This is a genomic window from Streptomyces lancefieldiae, from assembly GCF_031845825.1.
In the GTDB taxonomy this organism is placed as follows: domain Bacteria; phylum Actinomycetota; class Actinomycetes; order Streptomycetales; family Streptomycetaceae; genus Streptomyces; species Streptomyces lancefieldiae.
In genome coordinates, this window is the sequence record NZ_JAVRFH010000058.1 from 16,691 (window position 1) to 34,522 (window position 17,832).

Here is a 17,832-nt window from a genome sequence, read left to right on the forward strand (position 1 = left end):
GGACAGGCACACCCGACCCCACAGGACAGGCACAGGGGCGAGCGCCCCCCGCCCGGCTCACTCCCGGCCGAACCGCTCCCACAGGCGCGGGAGCCGCTCGGCGACGGCCCGGTCGTTCTCCAGGTCGATCGGCGTGCCCAGCGGCTCGGCGGGCGCGGGCGCGATGCCCAGGTCCGGGGCGACGGTACCGGTGAGCTGCTCGTACGCCTCGTCGGCCGCGTAACCCAGCTCCTCGCCGTCGCCGTCCAGCTCCTCGTCGAAGTCGTCCAGCAGCTCGGCGAGCGAGTCGGGCTCGTGCACCGCGCCCTCGTACACCTCGCGGCCCTGGCCGATCAGCCAGCACCGGAAGAAGTCGAAGGCGTCGTCGCTCGCCCCGCCGAGCAGCACCCACGCGGCGCCCCACAGGTCCCAGGTGCAGGCGCGGTTGTAACGGGCCTCGAAATGGCGGGCGAAGTCCAGCACGAGGTCCGGGTCCATCCCGACGAGCCGCTCCACGAGCAGGTCGGCCTGGTCCTCGGGATCGCCGTCGGCACCCTGGCGGGTGGCGTCGATCAGCTCCCAGAACTCCGTCTCGTCCATCACGCGTCCAGCATCGTCCCTGCACGGGTACGACGCACGCGGAGTGCAGTGGATCGTTATGTCCCGGACGGGTCCGCGTCACGTTCCGGGCTGGGTCGCGTCACGCCCGGACGGGTCCGGGTCGCCGTACAGCGCCGCCAGCCGCCGCGCGTCCCGCGCGAACCGCTCCCGCAACTCCTCGGGCGCCAGCACCTCCGCCTCCGGCCCGAGTCCCGTCAGCTGGGCGTGCGCGATCTCCTCGGACTCCACGGGCAGCGTCACCGTCACCCACCCGTCCGCGTCCGGCGCGTCCGCGCTCTCCAGCGCCGCCCGGGCGGCCGGCGCGTCGACGACGTGCGGCAGCCCCCGCACGCCCGCCGCCGACAGCCGCACCACGACCTCCGCCCGCAGGATCGACCGCGCGAACTGCTCGGCCCGCGCCGCCCAGAAGGCGGGCAGGTCGAAGTCGTCGTCCCGCGCGAAACGCTCCTCGCCCGCCTCCACCGCCGTGAACCGGTCGATCCGGTACACGCGGAAGGTCCCGTCGCCCGCCGCCCGCGCGACCCGCGCGCACAGGTACCAGACGCCCGCCTTCAGCACGAGCCCGTACGGCTCCAGCTCCCGGACGACCTCGTCCTCCCCCCGCCGGTAGCGCGCGCCGACGCGCCGGTCGTCCCAGACCGCGTCCGCGACCGCCGGCAGCAGCTCGGGCGTCTCCGGCTCCCGGAACCAGTTCGGCGCGTCCAGGTGGAACCGCTGCGCCGCCGTGCGGGAGGCGTCCCGGAGGGAGGGCAGCAGGGCGGCGGACACCTTCAGCCGCGCCGCCGACGCCGCGTCCTCCAGGCCCATCTCGCGCAGTGCCCCCGGCACCCCGGACAGGAACAGCGCCTCGGCCTCGCCCCGGGCCAGTCCGGTCAGGCGGGTGCGGTACCCGCCGATCAGCCGGAAGCCCCCGGCCCGGCCCCGCTCCGCGTAGACCGGTACGCCCGCCTCCGACAGCGCCTGCGCGTCCCGCGTCACGGTCCGTTCCGACACCTCGAGCTCCTGGGCCAGCTCGGCGGCGGTCATGGCCGGGCGGGACTGGAGGAGCAGCACCATCTTGATGAGGCGGGCAGCGCGCATGCCCCACATCATGCAGGACAACGCAGGAGGCCCCCGCCGCAGCGGGGGCCTCCTCACCTCATGCCCGATCCCTACAGGCCGTAGCGCTCGCGCGCCTCCTTCACGGCCGTCGCCTTGACCTCGCCGCGCTTGGCGAGCTGGGCCAGGGCCGCGACCACGATGGACTCGGCGTCCACACCGAAGTGGCGGCGGGCGGCGTCACGCGTGTCCGACAGGCCGAAGCCGTCGGCGCCGAGCGAAGCCCAGTCCTGCTCGACCCACTGCGCGATCTGGTCCGGGACCTGGCGCATGTAGTCGGAGACCGCGAGCACCGGGCCCTCGGCACCCTGGAGCGCGCGTCGGACGTACGGCACCCGCTCCTCGCCGCGCAGCAGCGCCGCGTCGGCGTCCATCGCGTCCCGGCGCAGCTCCGTCCAGGAGGTCGCGGACCACACGTCGGCGGCCACGCCCCACTCCTCGGCGAGCAGCCGCTGCGCCTTCAGCGCCCAGTGGATCGCCGTGCCGGAGCCCAGCAGCTGGATGCGCGGGGCGTTCGCGGCCGGGGTCAGGCCCGCCGACTCCGCCGTGTTGAAGCGGTACAGACCCTTGACGATGCCCTCGTCGACGCCGGGGACGGCCGGCTTGGCCGGCTGCGGCATCGGCTCGTTGTAGACGGTCAGGTAGTAGAAGACGTCCTGGTCCTCACCCGGAGCCGCCTCGCCGTACATCCGGCGCAGACCGTCCTTGACGATCGTCGCGATCTCGTACGCGAACGCCGGGTCGTACGACAGCGCCGCCGGGTTGGTCGCCGCGATGGCGGGGGAGTGGCCGTCCGCGTGCTGGAGGCCCTCACCGGTCAGCGTCGTGCGGCCGGCCGTCGCGCCGACCAGGAAGCCGCGGCCGAGCTGGTCGCCGAGCTGCCACATCTGGTCGGCCGTGCGCTGCCACCCGAACATCGAGTAGAAGATGTAGAACGGGATCATCGCCTCGCCGTGCGTCGCGTACGACGTCGAAGCGGCGATGAAGTCGGCCATGGAACCGGCCTCGGTGATCCCCTCGTTGAGGATCTGGCCGTTCGTGGCCTCCTTGTAGTACATCAGCTGGTCGCGGTCGACCGGCTCGTACGTCTGGCCCTTGGGCGAGTAGATGCCCAGCGACGGGAACAGCGACTCCATGCCGAAGGTGCGCGCCTCGTCGGGGACGATCGGCACCCAGCGCTTGCCGGTCTCCTTGTCGCGGACCAGGTCCTTGACCAGGCGGACGAACGCCATGGTGGTGGCCACGCTCTGCGTGCCGGAGCCCTTGTCGAAGGACGCGAACGCCTTGTCGGCGGGCGCGGGCAGCGGCGCGAGCGGGTGCACGCGGCGGGCCGGGGCCGGACCGCCGAGGGCGGCGCGGCGCTCCTGGAGGTAGCGGACCTCGGGGGAGTCGGCGCCCGGGTGGCCGTAGGGGACCACGCCGTCGACGAAGTCGCTGTCCTTGATCGGCAGGCCGAGCAGGTCGCGCATGTCCTTGAACTCGTCCACCGAGAGCTTCTTCATCTGGTGGTTGGCGTTCTTCGACGCGAAGCCGGTGCCGAGGGTGTGGCCCTTGACCGTCTGGGCCAGGATCACGGTCGGCGCGCCCTTGTGGGCGAGCGCGGCCTTGTACGCGGCGTAGACCTTGCGGGACTCGTGGCCGCCGCGCGAGTAGTGGAAGCACTCGAGGATCTTGTCGTCGCTCAGCAGCTTCGCCATCTCGACGAGCGCCGGGTCCTTGCCGAAGAAGTCCTCGCGGATGTAGGCGGCGTCGCGCGTCTGGTACGTCTGCACCTGCGCGTCCGGTACCTCGCGCAGCCGGCGTACCAGCGCGCCGGTGGTGTCGAGCTGGAACAGCTCGTCCCAGGCCGTGCCCCACAGCGACTTCACGACGTTCCAGCCGGCGCCCCGGAAGAGGGCCTCCAGCTCCTGCACGATCTTGAAGTTGGCGCGGACCGGGCCGTCGAGGCGCTGCAGGTTGCAGTTGATGACGAAGGTCAGGTTGTCCAGGCCCTCGCGGGAGGCGAGGGTGAGCGCGGTGGTGGACTCCGGCTCGTCCATCTCGCCGTCACCGAGGAACGCCCACACGTGGGAGTTCGTCAGGTCCTTGATGCCGCGGCTGGTCAGGTAGCGGTTGAACCGCGCCTGGTAGATCGCGGAGATCGGACCGAGGCCCATGGAGACGGTGGGGAACTCCCACAGCCAGGGCAGGCGCCGCGGGTGCGGGTAGGACGGCAGGCCGTTGCCGCCGGACTCGCGGCGGAAGTTGTCGAGCTGCTCCTCGTTCAGCCGCCCGTCGAGGAAGGCGCGGGCGTAGATTCCGGGGGAGGCGTGGCCCTGGACGTAGAGCTGGTCGCCGGACCCGTCACCCTCCTTGCCCTTGAAGAAGTGGTTGAAGCCGGTCTCGTACAGCCAGGCCGCGGAGGCGAAGGTGGCGATGTGGCCGCCGACGCCGTACTTGCTGCCGCGGGTCACCATCGCCGCCGCGTTCCAGCGGTTCCAGGCGGTGATCCGCTGCTCCAGGTCCTCGTCGCCGTCCACAGCGGGCTCGTCGGCGGTCGGGATGGAGTTGACGTAGTCCGTCTCGAGGAGCTTCGGCAGCGCGAGGCCGGCGCCCTCGGCGCGCTCCAGTGTGCGGCGCATCAGGTACGCGGCACGGTGCGGCCCGGCCGCCTTCGTGACGGCGTCCAGGGAGGCCTGCCACTCGGCGGTCTCCTCCGGATCGCGGTCCGGGAGCTGGTCGAGCTCGCTGGCCTGGATGGCTTTGGGGTCGGTCATGTGTCGCCGCCTTCCTCAGTCGAAGGGGGTTCCCTCATCGGCAAGGGTTCGGGGGTGCCCTAGGTCTTTGGCAGGACAGGGCTGGGGCTCTGGTGGAAGCCCGAGGGTGACTGTAACTCCCTGATCGATGATCGATCAAAGGGTTGAGGGCCAAAACCTCTCGATCTCGAGAAAGTAGGCACGCGGTGCCTCAGGCGATGGCACGGGGTGACGGTCCCTTCGGGGATTTGCGCAGGTGAGCGCCGTGGAGCTCGGGTGGTTTCGGCTGTGCGGCGGGGGCGGGCGCATCGCGGAGCCGCATATCGACACAGCCCCGCGCCCCTTCAGGGGCGCGGGGAACTGCGCGAACAGGGGGGTCTGAGGGCGCAGCCCCCGGGGTCGGGAGGGGAAGGGGCGGCGGGGGCGAAAAACTAGTGCCGCGGCAGGCAACGTTTGCCCGGTAAGGAGCGGCGTCCGGTGCGTGCTCTCGGCGTGCCGGCCGGAAGCCCTCGTACTGGACGTACTCGGGCTTTCGGCCGGTGCGGCGAGAGTGCGTGCCGGGCGTCGCGACGGGGCGAACGTTGCCTGTTGCGGCACTAGGCGCGGGGGGCGCAGCCCAGGACGTGGGACTTGACCAGGTCCGCGATACGAGGATCCCGACGCCGGAACGCCGCCACCAACTCCTCGTGCTCCTCCGCGTACGACTGCTGCACCGTGCCCAGCCACCGTATCGACAGCGCCGTGAACACCTCGATGCCCAGGCCCTCCCAGGTGTGCAGCAGCACCGAGTTGCCCGCCGCGCGCACCAGCTCCCGGTGGAAACCCACCGTGTGCCGGACCTGGCCCGTCCCGTCGGACACCCGGTCGGCCTCGTACAGCGCGGCGACATGGGGTTCCAGGGCCGAGCAGTCCACGGCGAGCCGCTCCGCCGCCAGCTCCGCCGCGATGGCCTCCAGACCGGCCCGGACCGGGTAGCTCTCCTCCAGGTCGGCGGCGGTCAGATTGCGCACCCGCACGCCCTTGTTCGGCGCCGACTCGATCAGCCGCAGCGACTCCAGCTCCCGCAGCGCCTCCCGCACCGGCGTCTGGCTGACCTCCAGCTCGGTCGCGATCCGCCGCTCCACGATCCGCTCGCCCGGCTGCCAGCGTCCGCTGATGATCCCTTCCAGGATGTGCTCGCGGATCTGTTCGCGCAGCGAGTGGACGACGGGCGCGGTCATGTGGGCTCCTTCGGGAGGGGCCCCTTCGGCCCCCTGGGGCGTTTGACGTTGAGAAACAATACGGCCGTCGCGGCGGGCGGGAAGGGCGCACGGGGGCGCTTCACGCAGGTGAGACGAGACTTACACGGCGCGACGCCCCGGAACACGACGGTGCCCCCGCCCGGAGAGCTCCGGGCGGGGGCACCGTACAGGCACACCGACGGGGGTCAGAGGCCGAGCTCGACCTCGAACTCGCCCGCCTCCAGGATGGCCTTGACCGCCGTCAGGTAACGGGCGGCGTCGGCGCCGTCCACCAGGCGGTGGTCGTAGGACAGGGTCAGGTACGTCATGTCGCGGACGCCGATGACCGTGCCCTCCTCCGTCTCGATGACGGCCGGGCGCTTGACCGTCGCGCCGATGCCGAGGATGGCGACCTGGCCCGGCGGCACGATGATCGTGTCGAACAGCGCGCCGCGCGAACCGGTGTTGCTGATGGTGAAGGTCGCGCCGGCCAGCTCGTCCGGGCTGATCTTGCTGGCCCGCACCTTGCCCGCCAGGTCGGCGGTCGCCTTGGCGATGCCGGCCAGGTTGAGGTCACCGGCGTTCTTGATGACCGGGGTCATCAGGCCCTTCTCGGAGTCCACCGCGATACCGATGTTCTCGGTGTCGAAGTAGGTGATGGTCCCCTCGGCCTCGTTGATCTTGGCGTTGATCGGCGCGTGCGCCTTCAGCGCCTGGGCCGCGGCCTTGACGAAGAACGGCATCGGCGAGAGCTTGACGCCCTCACGCGCCGCGAACGCGTCCTTGGCGCGGGCGCGCAGCTTCATCAGGCGGGTGACGTCGACCTCGACGACCGACGACAGCTGCGCCTGCTCGTGCAGCGCCTTGACCATGTTGTCGCCGATGACCTTGCGGATGCGCGGCATCTTGACGGTCTGACCGCGCAGCGGGGAGGCCTCCAGGGTGGGGGCCTTCTTCGCGGCGGGCGCGGCGGGCGCGGCGGCAGCGGCCGGAGCCGGGGCGGCGGCCTTCGCGGCCTCGGCGGCGGCGATGACGTCCTGCTTGCGGATACGACCGCCGACGCCGGTGCCCTTGACGGCGGACAGGTCGACGCCGTTCTCGGCGGCGAGCTTGCGCACCAGCGGGGTGACGTAGGCGCCGTCGTCCACCGGCTGGGCAGCGGCCGGAGCGGCGGCCGGGGCCGGCGCGGGCGCCGGGGGGGCCTGCGGGGCCGGAGCGGCGGGGGCGGCCGGAGCCGGAGCCGGAGCGGCGGCCTGCGCGGGAGCCGGAGCCGGAGCCGGGGTGGGCTCGGGCTGGGCCGGGGCGGCCGGAGCGGCGGGGGCGGCGGCCGGAGCAGCACCGGCCGCACCGATGACGGCCAGCTTGGCGCCGACCTCGGCCGTCTCGTCCTCGCCGACCACGATCTCCAGCAGGGTGCCGGAGGCGGGGGCCGGGATCTCGGTGTCGACCTTGTCGGTGGACACCTCGAGCAGCGGCTCGTCGGCCTCGACGCTGTCACCGACCGACTTCAGCCAGCGGGTGACGGTGCCCTCGGTGACGGACTCGCCGAGCGCGGGCAGGACCACGTCCGTGCCCTCGGCGGAGCCGCCGGCCGCGGCCTGGGCGGTCGGAGCGGGCGCCGGGGCGGCCTGCTCGGTGGACGGGGCGGCCGGCGCCGGCTCGGGGGCCGGCTCGGCGACCTGCTGGGCGGCCGGAGCGGCCTCGGCCGCGGGGGCGCCGCTGCCGTCGTCGATCAGCGCCAGCTCGGCACCGACCTCGACCGTCTCGTCCTCGGCGACCTTGATGGAGGACAGCACGCCGGAGGCGGGCGCCGGGATCTCGGTGTCGACCTTGTCGGTCGAGACCTCGAGCAGCGGCTCGTCGGCCTCGACGCGCTCACCCTCGGCCTTCAGCCAACGGGTGACGGTGCCCTCGGTGACGCTCTCGCCGAGCGCCGGAAGGGTTACGGAAACCGCCATGGTTTCGGTTGCTCCTTAGGAATTGCGGAAGTCTGTGTCGTCGCGCCCAGTGACCGAGGGTGGTCAGTCGTGGGAGTGCAGCGGCTTGCCGGCCAGCGCCAGGTGCGCCTCGCCGAGCGCCTCGCTCTGCGTCGGGTGGGCGTGGATGAGCTGGGCCACCTCGGCCGGCAGCGCCTCCCAGTTGTAGATCAGCTGGGCCTCGCCGACCTGCTCACCCATGCGGTCGCCGACCATGTGGACGCCGACCACGGCACCGTCCTTGACCTGGACGAGCTTGATCTCGCCCGCGGTCTTGAGGATCTTGCTCTTGCCGTTGCCGGCCAGGTTGTACTTCAGGGCGACGACCTTGTCCGCGCCGTAGATCTCCTTGGCCTTGGCCTCGGTGATGCCGACGGAGGCGACCTCGGGGTGGCAGTACGTCACCCGCGGCACGCCGTCGTAGTCGACCGGGACGGTCTTCAGACCGGCCAGCCGCTCCGCCACCAGGATGCCCTCGGCGAAGCCGACGTGCGCGAGCTGGAGGGTCGGGACGAGGTCACCGACGGCGGAGATGGTCGGGACGTTGGTCCGCATGTACTCGTCGACGAGGACGTAGCCGCGGTCCATGGCGACCCCGGCCTCCTCGTAGCCCAGGCCCTGCGAGACCGGGCCGCGGCCGATGGCGACGAGCAGGACCTCGGCCTCGAACTCCTTGCCGTCGGCGAGGGTGACCTTGACGCCGTCCTGCGTGTACTCGGCCTTCTGGAAGAAGGTGCCCAGGTTGAACTTGATGCCCCGCTTGCGGAAGGCGCGCTCCAGCAGCTTGGAGCTGTTCTCGTCCTCGACGGGCACGAGGTGCTTGAGGCCCTCGACGATGGTGACGTCGGTGCCGAAGGACTTCCACGCGGAGGCGAACTCGACGCCGATGACGCCGCCGCCCAGGATGATCGCGGACTTCGGCACGCGGTCCAGGACGAGGGCGTGGTCGGAGGAGATGATCCGGTTGCCGTCGATCTCCAGGCCCGGCAGCGACTTCGGCACGGAGCCGGTCGCCAGCAGGACGTGGCGGCCCTGGATCCGCCGGCCGTTGACGTCCACCGAGGTCGGGGAGGACAGCCGGCCCTCACCCTCGATGTAGGTCACCTTGCGGGAGGCGACCAGGCCCTGCAGGCCCTTGTACAGGCCGGCGATCACGGCGTCCTTGTACTTGTGCACGCCCGCCATGTCGACGCCCTCGAAGGTCGTCTTGACGCCGAACTGCTCGCCCTCGCGGGCCTGGTCGGCGATCTCGCCCGCGTGCAGCAGGGCCTTGGTGGGGATGCACCCCTTGTGCAGGCAGGTACCGCCGACCTTGTCCTTCTCGATCAGGGCGACGTCCAGGCCCAGCTGCGCCCCGCGCAGGGCCGCGGCGTAACCACCGCTGCCACCGCCGAGGATCACTAGGTCGAAAACGGTGCTGGCGTCGTTCGCCACGTCACGTCCTCCATGCATGTGCGCCACGCCGGTCTCCAGTGACCGGTCGGCGGCTGGTGTCCGGCCGCTCTTTGTTCTCGGCCCTTAGGTGGGGCCCTGTCCTGCCGAGCCCCATCTTCGCACCTGTAGGGGGCGGACGAGACGTGGGGCTGGTGTGTGAGACGCCCCACGTTCACTCGGTGCGGGCGGTGACAAGGCCGCGAGGGGCGCGGGGCTGTGCTTGATCTGCGGCTGCGCCGCTGGGCGCGCCCGGTTCACGGTTTCGTCCGGGTCGGCCGACGGACAGCCGGCCCAGGGGCGCGGGGCTGTGCTTGATCCGCGGCTGCGCCGCGTGGGCGCGCCAAGCCACAACGGGCCCGCAGCCGCCGCAATCCCCCGCACCCCCGAGCTCTCGGGCGCCCCTAGCCCAGATCACCCGCGGCGGTCAGCTCGGCGACCCGCACCAGCGTCCGCACGGCCGTTCCGGTCCCGCCCTTCGGCGTGTAACCGAACGGCCCGCCCTCGTTGAAGGCCGGACCCGCGATGTCCAGGTGGGCCCAGGTGATCCCCTCGCCGACGAACTCGCGCAGGAACAGACCGGCCACCAGCCCGCCGCCCATCCGCTCACCCATGTTCGCGATGTCGGCGGTCGCCGAGTCCATGCCCTTGCGCAGGTGCTCCGGCAGCGGCATCGGCCACGCCGGCTCGCCGACCTCCTCCGCCGCCTCGTGCACCGCGGCGCGGAACGCGTCGTCGTTCGCCATGACCCCGTACGTGCGGCTGCCCAGCGCCAGCATCATCGCGCCGGTCAGGGTCGCCACGTCGATGATCGCGTCGGGCTTGTCCTGCGAGGCCGCCCACAGGGCGTCGGCCAGGACGAGCCGGCCCTCGGCGTCGGTGTTGAGGACCTCCACCGTCTTGCCGCTGTACATGCGCAGCACGTCACCCGGACGGGTGGCGGAGCCGGACGGCATGTTCTCGGCCAGCGCCAGCCAGCCGGTGACGTTGACCTCCAGGCCGAGACGCGCGGCGGCGACGACCGCGGCGAACACGGCGGCGGCGCCGGCCATGTCGCACTTCATCGTCTCGTTGTGCCCGGCCGGCTTCAGCGAGATGCCGCCCGAGTCGTAGGTGATGCCCTTGCCGACGAACGCGAGGGACTTCGTCGCCTTGGACGACGTGTACGACAGCTTCACCAGGCGCGGCCCCGACGCCGAACCGGAGCCGACGCCGAGGATGCCGCCGTAGCCGCCCTTGGTGAGCGCCTTCTCGTCGAGCACCTGCACCTTGATGCCGTGCTCCTTGGCGGCGGCCTGCGCGATCGCCGCGAACGACTCGGGGTTGAGGTCGTTCGGCGGGGTGTTGACCAGGTCGCGGGCGCGGTTCAGCTCCTCGGAGACGGCCGCGGCACGCTCGATCGCCGCCTTGTACGCCTTGTCACGGGGCTTGCCGCCGAGCAGCGCGGCCTCGGCCAGCGGGGCCTTGCCGTTGCCCTTGGCGGCACCCTGCGCCTGACGGCCCTGCTCCTTGTACGCGTCGAAGGAGTACGCGCCGAGCAGCACGCCCTCGGCGACGGCACCGGCGTCGGCGGCGTCGCCCAGCGGCAGGGCGAAGGCGGCCTTCTTCGAGCCGTTCAGGGCGCGGGCGGCGACGCCGGCGGCCCTGCGCAGTGCCTCGGCGTCGAAACCGGCGTCCTTCTCGGGCTGGGCGCCCAGGCCCACCGCCACCACGACGGGTGCCTTGAAGCCGGACGGCGCGGGGAGCTTCGTCACCTCGCCCTCGGCCCCGGTGGCACCGAGGGTCTCCAGGACGCCGGCGAGCCGGCCGTCGTACGCCTTGTCCACGGCCTCGGCGCCCGGTGCGACGACCGGGCCGCGGTCGCCCTTGGCGACACCGATCACGATCGCGTCGGCCCGCAGGCCGGCCGCCGCGGCGGTGGAGAGAGTGAGAGCAGTCACGGTGGTGAATTCTCGCTTCCGTATGAAGTCTGGTGTGGCCGAATGCGGGTGGGTCGACCGGGCCCGACAACCGACCCTAGATCCCTCCTGCGGTGCGGTGCCCACCTGGGCAGGCGAACACCCGGCACGAGCCTACGCTCGCGCCCGCGTCCGCTCGCGCCCCCGGGGCCGCGGTTTCCCGCGCGGCACCGGGGATGGGAGATCATTCCCGGGTACGCACCGCACCGCCCCCCACACATCTGGAGCCCCTCGTGAGACGCCCGGTCCTGTCGACGGCCCTTCTCCTGCTGCTGCTCGCGGGCTGCTCGTCGCCGTCCGACGACAAGCAGGAGGCCGCCGGTTCCGACCAGCAGGAGGCCGCCGGTTCCGACGCCGGGGCGGAAGCCGCCGGCCACTGGCAGCCCCGCCCCGGCACCGCCTGGCAGTGGCAGCTCAGCGGCAGGCTCGACACCTCCGTGGACGTGCCGGTCTACGACATCGACGGCTTCAATCACACCAGGGCCGCGGTGGCCGGCCTGCACGACGACGGCCGCAAGGTCATCTGCTACCTGTCCACCGGCGCCTGGGAGGACTTCCGCCCCGACGCGGAGAAGTTCCCGAAGTCGGTGCTGGGCAAGGGCAACGGGTGGGAGGGCGAACGCTGGCTGGACATCCGCGAGACGGACGTCCTGGAGCCGCTGATGGCCGAGCGCATCGACATGTGCCGCGAGAAGGGCTTCGACGCCGTCGAACCCGACAACATGGACGGTTACAAGAACGAGACCGGCTTCCCGCTCACCGCCGACGACCAGCTCCGCTACAACCGGCTGATCGCCCAGCTCGCCCACGACCGCGGCATGGCCGTCGGCCTCAAGAACGACCTGGACCAGATCCCCGAGTTGGTGGACGACTTCGACTTCGCGGTCAACGAGCAGTGCGCCCAGTTCGGCGAGTGCGCCGACAACAAGCCGTTCATCGACGCGGACAAGGCCGTCTTCCACGTCGAGTACGAGCTGCCGACCGAGCGCTTCTGCGCCGAGTCCCGTGAGCTGCGGCTGAGTTCGATGCTGAAGAAGTACGAACTGGGGGTGTGGCGGGAGGCCTGCTGAGTCGCCGCCGGGAGCCGGCCCCGGCCGGGCTCGGCTCAGCCCAGGACCAGCACGACCAGTGCGGCCGTGGCCGCCGTCTCCGCCACCCCGCCGAAGACGTCACCGGTGACCCCGCCGAAGCGGTGCACGCAGCGCCGCAGCAGCAGTCCGGCGACGGCGGCCGCGACCGGCACGGCGAGCGCCGTACGGAACGCGTCGTACGGTCCGAGGAACGCGCCCGCCGCCGCGGCGGCCACCGTGACCGCGGTGGCCACGCCGACCGCCGCGCGGGCCGGCACCACTGCGGCGACCGCCGCGCCCAGCCCCTCCGGACGCGCGGCCGGCACCCCCGCCCGGGCGGCCAGCGTCAGCGCCAGCCGGGCGGCGGTCGCCGAGACGACGGCGGCGAGCGCGCCGCGCGCCCAGGAATCGTCGTACGCCTGCGCCAGCGCGGCCACTTGGGCCAGCAGCACGAACACGAGGCTGAGGACGCCGAACGGCCCGATGTCCGACTGCTTCATGATCCGCAGCGCGTCCTCGGCGGGCTGCCCGCTGCCGAGCCCGTCCGCGGTGTCGGCCAGCCCGTCCAGGTGCAGCCCACGGGTGAGTACGGCGGGTACGGCGACGCTGGCGACCGCGGCGAGCAGGCTCCCGGCGCCCAGGAGCAGCAGCAGAAGCCCGACGGCGGCGGCGGCGACCCCGACGACCACTCCGACCAGCGGCGCGCACAGCATGCCGCCGCGCGCGGCCTCCCTGTCCCAGCGGGTCACCTTGACGGGGAGCACGGTGAGGGTGCCGAACGCGAAACGGAGGCCGTCGGGGGAGAGGGTCCTGAACACCGGCGCAGACTACCCGTCGGTCACCGCGCCGCCGACGCCGCCCAGGGAGCGACCCCGGCTCACCGCCCCCGCACCCACGCCGGGGCGCCCGGTCATGCGTCGGTGCGGTCGCCCTTGGTCTCGTCCTCGCCCTCGTCCTCGCCCTCGTCCTCGGGCTCGTCCTTGTCGGAGGTCTCCGGCAGCTCCGCCGCCAGGGACGCCGCGGCCTGGACCAGGGGGAGCGCCAGCAGGCCCCCCGCGCCCTCGCCCACGGTCACGCCCTGGGACAGCAGCGGTTCCAGGGCCATCCGGTCCAGCGCCTTGGCCTGGCCCGGCTCCCCGCTGTCGTGCGCGGCCAGCCACCAGTCCGGCGCGCGGAACGCGACCCGCTGCCCGACCAGCGCGCAGGCGGCCGTCACCACCCCGTCCAGGATCACCGGCGTCTTCCGCACCGCGCTCTGCAGCAGGAAGCCCGTCATCGCGGTGAGGTCGGCGCCGCCCACCGTCGCGAGGAGCCGCAGCTGGTCCCCGAGCACGGGCCGTGCGCGCCGCAGCGCGTCGCGGATCGCGGCGCACTTGCGCATCCAGGCCAGGTCGTCGATCGCCAGCCCACCGCGCCCGGTGACGACCGACGCGTCCGTCCCGCACAGTGCCGCGACCAGGACGCCCGCCGCCGTGGTCCCGCCCACGCTCACATCGCCGAGCACCACCAGATCCGTACCGGAGTCGGCCTCCTCGTCGGCCACCGCCATCCCCGCCCGGAAGGCGGCCTCCGCCTCCTCGACGGTCAGCGCGTCCTCGACGTCGATGCGCCCGCCGCCGCGCCGCACCCGGCGCCGTACGACCTCGGCCGGCAGCGTGTCCGGGTCGCAGTCCAGCGCCATGTCGACGACCCGCACCGGCACACCGAGGCGCCGGGCCAGCACGGAGACGGGCCGTCCGCCCTCCAGCACCTCGCGCACCAGCTCGCCGGCACCGCCCGCGGGGCGTGCCGAGACGCCCAGCTCGGCGACCTTGTGGTCACCGGCGAAGAGCACCACCCGGGGCCGTTCCACCGGACGCACCGGTACGGCCGACTGCGCCGAGGCCAGCCACTCGCCCAGGTCGTCCAGGCGGCCCAGCGATCCGGGCGGGACGACCTGACGCGCACGGCGCTCCTCGGCGTCGCGGCGCACCCCGCCGTCGGGGCGCTCGATCAGATCGGTGAAGTCGTCGAGATTCAGCGAGCTCATTCGCCGAACAGTACCGGCCTCGGTCGAACACGACGGCGGGCCCGTCCGCACCGCGCCAGGGCGGCGTCGTTGCACCCCGGAGCACGATCCCTTACGTAACGTTTTGGGTGGATTGTCGCTCACCTCGCTCACCTGGCCCGCCCCGCTCACCTCGCCCGCCCTCTTCGTACGTCCCCTCGCGTCGGGAGCCGCCCATGCCCGCACCCTCCGCCCCTTCGGCGCCGCCTCCCGTACCGCCGGTGCCTCCCATGCCGCTGTACGGACCGCACCGCGAGGACTGCCCCTGGTGCGGCTCGCGCCGGCTGCGCGCCCGCTCGCGTCGGGCCGTACCCGGCCGCTCCGTCCTCGCCCGGTGCCGGGACTGCCGGCACGTCTTCCGCAACCCCTCGCTCACCTCGGCGACGGAGCACCCGTCGGGCCTCGCCGGCGCGGGCCTGCGCCACCGCCTGGCCGCCCGCGCGATCCTCGCCCGCTGCCCCGAGCCCGAGAGCTGGCTCGACGTGGGCACCGGCGACGCCGACTTCCCCCGCATCGCGCGCGCGTACTTCCCGTACACCTCGTTCGACGGACTGGACCCCACCCACCGTGTCCTGCGGGCCCGCGCGGTCGAACGCGTCGAGGAGGCGTTCGTCGGCCGTCTGACGGACCCGCACATCGCCGCCCGTCTGAGGGCCCGCTACGACGTGGTGAGCCTCTTCCAGCAGCTGGAACGCGTTCCCGACCCCCGCGCCGAACTGCGCGCCGCCCTCCACGTGCTCCGCCCCGGCGGCCATCTGCTCGTCGACGTGGCCGACCCGCGCCGCCTGTTCGTCCTCCCGCCCGGCACCTCGCACCCGGCGGGACTGCGGGCCGAACTCGCGGCCCGCGGCTGCACCGTGCTCACCGGCGGGCGGGCCCCCCGGGTCATCGCGCGCAAGGAGGCGTCAGCCCCGTAGCACCAGCGCCTGCCCCGCCACCACCAGCAGCACCTGCTCGCACTCCGCGGCGAACGCCGCGTTCAGCCGGCCGAGTTCGTCCCGGTAGCGGCGGCCGGACGCCGTGGCCGGCACGATGCCCGACCCCACCTCGTTCGACACGGCGACGACGGTGCGCCGGGTGGCGCGCACCGCCTCCGTCAGCTCCCGCACCCGGTCCCGCAGGGCCCGTTCCCCGCCGTCGGCCCACTCCGCGTCGTCCCACGCCCCGACGGCGTCCATCGCGTCCGTCAGCCACAGCGACAGACAGTCGACGAGCAACGGCGGCCCGTCGTCCTTCAACAGCGGCACCAGGTCGCACGTCTCGGCGGTGCGCCACGACCCCGGCCGCCGCTCCCGGTGGGCGCACACCCGTGCCGCCCACTCGGTGTCGCCGTTGCGGGACCCGCCGGTGGCCACGTAGAGCACGTCGGGGAAGGCCTCCAGCCGCCGCTCGGCCTCCACCGACTTGCCCGACCGGGCCCCGCCCAGCACCAGCGTCCGCCGCGGTACGTCGGGCACGTCCTCGTACGAGCCCACCACCAGCGTCGTCCCGTCCGGCACCGCCCGCGCCCCGGCCGCCGCGAGCCGGCGCCCCAGCTCCCGTCCCGGCGGCACGTCGTGACCCAGATGGACGGCGACTACGTCCGTCGTCGGGCCCGCCGCCCCCACCGCCCGCAGCTTCGCCAGCGCGTCCGGCCGCCCCACGACGTCCGCGAGGACCAGGTCGTACGGCTCCGCGGGCTCCTCCAGCCCGGCCGGCGCGCAGCCCGGCGGCAGATACAGCAGCCGCTGCCCGTCCGGACCGGTCACGGCGTACCCGGTGCCCGGGGCGTCCATCGCCACCGCCCGCACCCGGTGCCCGGTCAGCAGCGCCAGTTCCCGCCCGTCCGGCACCCGCCCCGGCTGCGGCAGCCCGGCCGGCACCTCCACGGCCGGTCCGTCGTGCGGGTGCGACAGCAGCACCTGCCGTACGCCGGCCAGCGAGCGACCGACCCGCGCCGCGGCGAACGCGGCGCCGGGCGTCAGGTCGAGCAGCAGCGCCCCGTCCACCAGCAGCGCGGTCGCCGCGCGCGCGTGCTCGCCCTGCGCCACGGCACAGGCCGCGCAGGGACAGTCGGGGCGGGGGAGTCCCGCGGGGGCACCGGTGCCGAGCAGAGTCACGTCCACGCACCGATTTTCGCCGGTCACGCGACGACATGCGCGCCCGAGGCCCCTGAAGGGCGCGGGACGGCACGTTCTCGTCTCCCCACCGTGTCTCCCCACTTGACTCCCCGCTCGTCCCACCATTCGACCCCCCGTTTGTCTCCCCGTTGTCCACGGCGCGCCCGGCTCAGCGCATAGGCTGCGACCGGGAGCCGGACCAAGATCCGGCCTCCGCTCTGCATGTGCTCACATCTTGGAGGCGTACATGGCGGCATGGACGTGGCGGTTCGAGACGGCCGACGGGACGGAGGTCCAGCCCGCGGTGCAGCCCGAGGAGTTCACCACGCAAGGGGACGCCGAGTCCTGGATCGGGGAGCACTGGAAGGACCTCGAGGAGGGCGGCGCCGACCAGGTGCGGCTGTTCGAGGACTCCACCGAGATCTACGGCCCGATGAGCCTGCACGCCGAGGAGGCGGAGGCCTGACCGGCGGTCGGGGCCGGCCCCGACCGGGCCGGCCCCGGCCTCCCGTCAGTGCTCTCCCAGCGTCACCTCGACGGTGTGTTCGCGGCCGTCGCGCCGGTACGTCACCTTCGTCCGGTCACCCGGGTTCATCGCCGCCAGCTCCTCGGCGAGCGAGGTGATCGTGGTGATGTCCGTGTCACCCAGCCGGACGATGACGTCCCCGGCCCGCAGCCCCGCCCGGTCGGCGGCCCCGCCGGAACCGACCTCGACGACGGCCACGCCCGCGGGCCGGTAGGAGTCGTCGACCACCGTACGGCCGGTGATGCCGAGTGCCGCCCGGCCCGAGTCGGTGACCCGGCCGTCCGCGATGATCTGGTCGGCGACCGTCTTCACCATCGATGCCGGGATGGCGAAGCCGATGCCGGGCGCCGCGCTGTCACCGAGGCCCGGGTCGATCGCGGCCAGTGTCGGAATGCCGACGACCCGGCCGTCGAGGTTCACCAGGGCGCCGCCGCTGTTGCCGGGGTTGATGGCCGCCGACGTCTGCACCATGTTGCCGATGGTCGCGCCCGTACCGCCCCCGCTGCTGCCCTCGGTGACGGTCCGCCCGGTCGCCGACACGATGCCCTGCGTCACGCTGGACGCCAGCCCGAGCGGCGAGCCCATCGCCAGCACGATCTGCCCCACCTCGACCTTCGCGGAGTCCCCGAAACCGGCCGCCCGCACCCCGTCGGGCACCTCGTCCAGCTTGATGACGGCCAGGTCCTGCTCGGGGTAGGACGAGACGAGCGTCGCGGCCAGCGCTTCCTCGCTGTGGGCGGTCGTCACCCGGAAGGTCTCCCGGTCCCCGACGACGTGCGCGTTGGTGACGACGTGCCCCCGGTCGTCGTACACCACCCCCGACCCCAGGTCGTCCCCGGCCTGGATCTGGACGACCGACGGCAGTACGTCCCTGATGACCCGCAGGTAGTCGTCCTGGAGGTCGTTGGCCGCGAGCGGCGCGGCGGCCCGTGCCGTGCGGTCCTCGTCCCGGGCGCCCGCACCGGAACCCGTTCCGAAGCAGCCGGTGACGAACAGCAGGGAGCACGCCAGCGCGGCGACGGGAGCACCGAGCCGGAACACACGGGTGCGGGAAGCGTCCATGCCCCGAGTC

General features: G+C 73.3%; 14 protein-coding genes. 3 read left to right on the forward strand and 11 right to left on the reverse strand.

What is annotated here, in order from left to right; translation table 11 throughout:
- Positions 1–57: 57 nt before the first annotated feature.
- The 7 genes from RM812_RS34800 to RM812_RS34830 all read right to left on the reverse strand — a co-directional run bounded on the left by RM812_RS34800 (position 58) and on the right by RM812_RS34830 (position 11,000).
- Positions 58–579, reverse strand: coding sequence for a DUF4240 domain-containing protein (locus RM812_RS34800; protein ID WP_311582422.1), 522 nt, complete (start codon positions 577–579; stop codon positions 58–60).
- Positions 580–657: 78 nt separating this feature from the next.
- A complete protein-coding gene (locus tag RM812_RS34805) occupies positions 658–1,680 on the reverse strand; it encodes a helix-turn-helix transcriptional regulator (RefSeq protein WP_311582362.1) in 1,023 nt (340 codons plus the stop codon).
- Between the two features lie 71 nt (positions 1,681–1,751).
- On the reverse strand, positions 1,752–4,454 hold the full coding sequence (gene aceE / locus RM812_RS34810) for a pyruvate dehydrogenase (acetyl-transferring), homodimeric type (protein WP_311582365.1): 2,703 nt from the start codon (positions 4,452–4,454) through the stop codon (positions 1,752–1,754).
- Positions 4,455–5,029: 575 nt separating this feature from the next.
- Positions 5,030–5,653 carry a GntR family transcriptional regulator gene (locus RM812_RS34815; protein ID WP_311582368.1) on the reverse strand — a complete coding sequence of 208 codons (624 nt, stop codon included), beginning with the start codon at positions 5,651–5,653 and terminating at the stop codon, positions 5,030–5,032.
- Positions 5,654–5,859: 206 nt separating this feature from the next.
- Positions 5,860–7,611 (reverse strand): 2-oxoglutarate dehydrogenase, E2 component, dihydrolipoamide succinyltransferase, encoded by a 1,752-nt coding sequence (gene sucB / locus RM812_RS34820; RefSeq protein WP_311582370.1) that lies wholly within the window; start codon positions 7,609–7,611, stop codon positions 5,860–5,862.
- Between the two features lie 63 nt (positions 7,612–7,674).
- Entirely contained in the window at positions 7,675–9,063 is a 1,389-nt protein-coding gene (lpdA, locus tag RM812_RS34825) for a dihydrolipoyl dehydrogenase (protein ID WP_311582373.1), read from the reverse strand.
- A gap of 401 nt (positions 9,064–9,464) precedes the next feature.
- Positions 9,465–11,000 carry a leucyl aminopeptidase gene (locus RM812_RS34830; protein WP_311582375.1) on the reverse strand — a complete coding sequence of 512 codons (1,536 nt, stop codon included), beginning with the start codon at positions 10,998–11,000 and terminating at the stop codon, positions 9,465–9,467.
- A 251-nt stretch (positions 11,001–11,251) separates the two neighbouring features.
- On the opposite strand from RM812_RS34830, the gene RM812_RS34835 reads away from it, so the two are divergent.
- The gene (locus tag RM812_RS34835) at positions 11,252–12,088 is read left to right on the forward strand and encodes an endo alpha-1,4 polygalactosaminidase (RefSeq protein WP_311582378.1); all 837 of its coding nucleotides are present in this window, start codon (positions 11,252–11,254) and stop codon (positions 12,086–12,088) included.
- Positions 12,089–12,123: 35 nt separating this feature from the next.
- Here the strand turns inward: RM812_RS34835 and RM812_RS34840 are convergent, their stop codons facing one another.
- Both RM812_RS34840 and cobT read right to left on the reverse strand, forming a co-directional pair.
- Positions 12,124–12,906, reverse strand: a complete 783-nt coding sequence (locus tag RM812_RS34840) for an adenosylcobinamide-GDP ribazoletransferase (protein WP_311582380.1) — start codon at positions 12,904–12,906, stop codon at positions 12,124–12,126.
- A gap of 92 nt (positions 12,907–12,998) precedes the next feature.
- Positions 12,999–14,117 (reverse strand): nicotinate-nucleotide--dimethylbenzimidazole phosphoribosyltransferase, encoded by a 1,119-nt coding sequence (gene cobT / locus RM812_RS34845; RefSeq protein WP_311582383.1) that lies wholly within the window; start codon positions 14,115–14,117, stop codon positions 12,999–13,001.
- Positions 14,118–14,311: 194 nt separating this feature from the next.
- Between cobT and RM812_RS34850 the strand changes: the two genes are divergently transcribed.
- On the forward strand, positions 14,312–15,052 hold the full coding sequence (locus tag RM812_RS34850; RefSeq protein WP_311582386.1) for a class I SAM-dependent methyltransferase: 741 nt from the start codon (positions 14,312–14,314) through the stop codon (positions 15,050–15,052).
- Here RM812_RS34850 and RM812_RS34855 read toward each other — a convergent pair.
- Positions 15,041–16,240, reverse strand: a complete 1,200-nt coding sequence (locus tag RM812_RS34855; RefSeq protein WP_311582389.1) for a bifunctional adenosylcobinamide kinase/adenosylcobinamide-phosphate guanylyltransferase — start codon at positions 16,238–16,240, stop codon at positions 15,041–15,043. The two genes, RM812_RS34850 and RM812_RS34855, sit on opposite strands and share 12 nt — an antisense overlap.
- A gap of 241 nt (positions 16,241–16,481) precedes the next feature.
- On the opposite strand from RM812_RS34855, the gene RM812_RS34860 reads away from it, so the two are divergent.
- Positions 16,482–16,700, forward strand: coding sequence for a hypothetical protein (locus tag RM812_RS34860; protein WP_311582392.1), 219 nt, complete (start codon positions 16,482–16,484; stop codon positions 16,698–16,700).
- 45 nt (positions 16,701–16,745) lie between these two features.
- Here the strand turns inward: RM812_RS34860 and RM812_RS34865 are convergent, their stop codons facing one another.
- Positions 16,746–17,822 carry a S1C family serine protease gene (locus tag RM812_RS34865; RefSeq protein ID WP_311582394.1) on the reverse strand — a complete coding sequence of 359 codons (1,077 nt, stop codon included), beginning with the start codon at positions 17,820–17,822 and terminating at the stop codon, positions 16,746–16,748.
- Positions 17,823–17,832 lie beyond the last annotated feature (10 nt).

Coding starts and splice junctions, on each gene's coding strand:
- RM812_RS34800 (WP_311582422.1), bottom strand. CDS start 579: ATGGACGAGACGGAGTTCTGGGAGCTGATCGACGCCACCCGCCAGGGT.
- RM812_RS34805 (WP_311582362.1), bottom strand. CDS start 1,680: ATGCGCGCTGCCCGCCTCATCAAGATGGTGCTGCTCCTCCAGTCCCGC.
- aceE (WP_311582365.1), bottom strand. CDS start 4,454: ATGACCGACCCCAAAGCCATCCAGGCCAGCGAGCTCGACCAGCTCCCG.
- RM812_RS34815 (WP_311582368.1), bottom strand. CDS start 5,653: ATGACCGCGCCCGTCGTCCACTCGCTGCGCGAACAGATCCGCGAGCAC.
- sucB (WP_311582370.1), bottom strand. CDS start 7,611: ATGGCGGTTTCCGTAACCCTTCCGGCGCTCGGCGAGAGCGTCACCGAG.
- cobT (WP_311582383.1), bottom strand. CDS start 14,117: ATGAGCTCGCTGAATCTCGACGACTTCACCGATCTGATCGAGCGCCCC.
- RM812_RS34850 (WP_311582386.1), top strand. CDS start 14,312: ATGCCCGCACCCTCCGCCCCTTCGGCGCCGCCTCCCGTACCGCCGGTG.
- RM812_RS34860 (WP_311582392.1), top strand. CDS start 16,482: ATGGCGGCATGGACGTGGCGGTTCGAGACGGCCGACGGGACGGAGGTC.
- RM812_RS34865 (WP_311582394.1), bottom strand. CDS start 17,822: ATGGACGCTTCCCGCACCCGTGTGTTCCGGCTCGGTGCTCCCGTCGCC.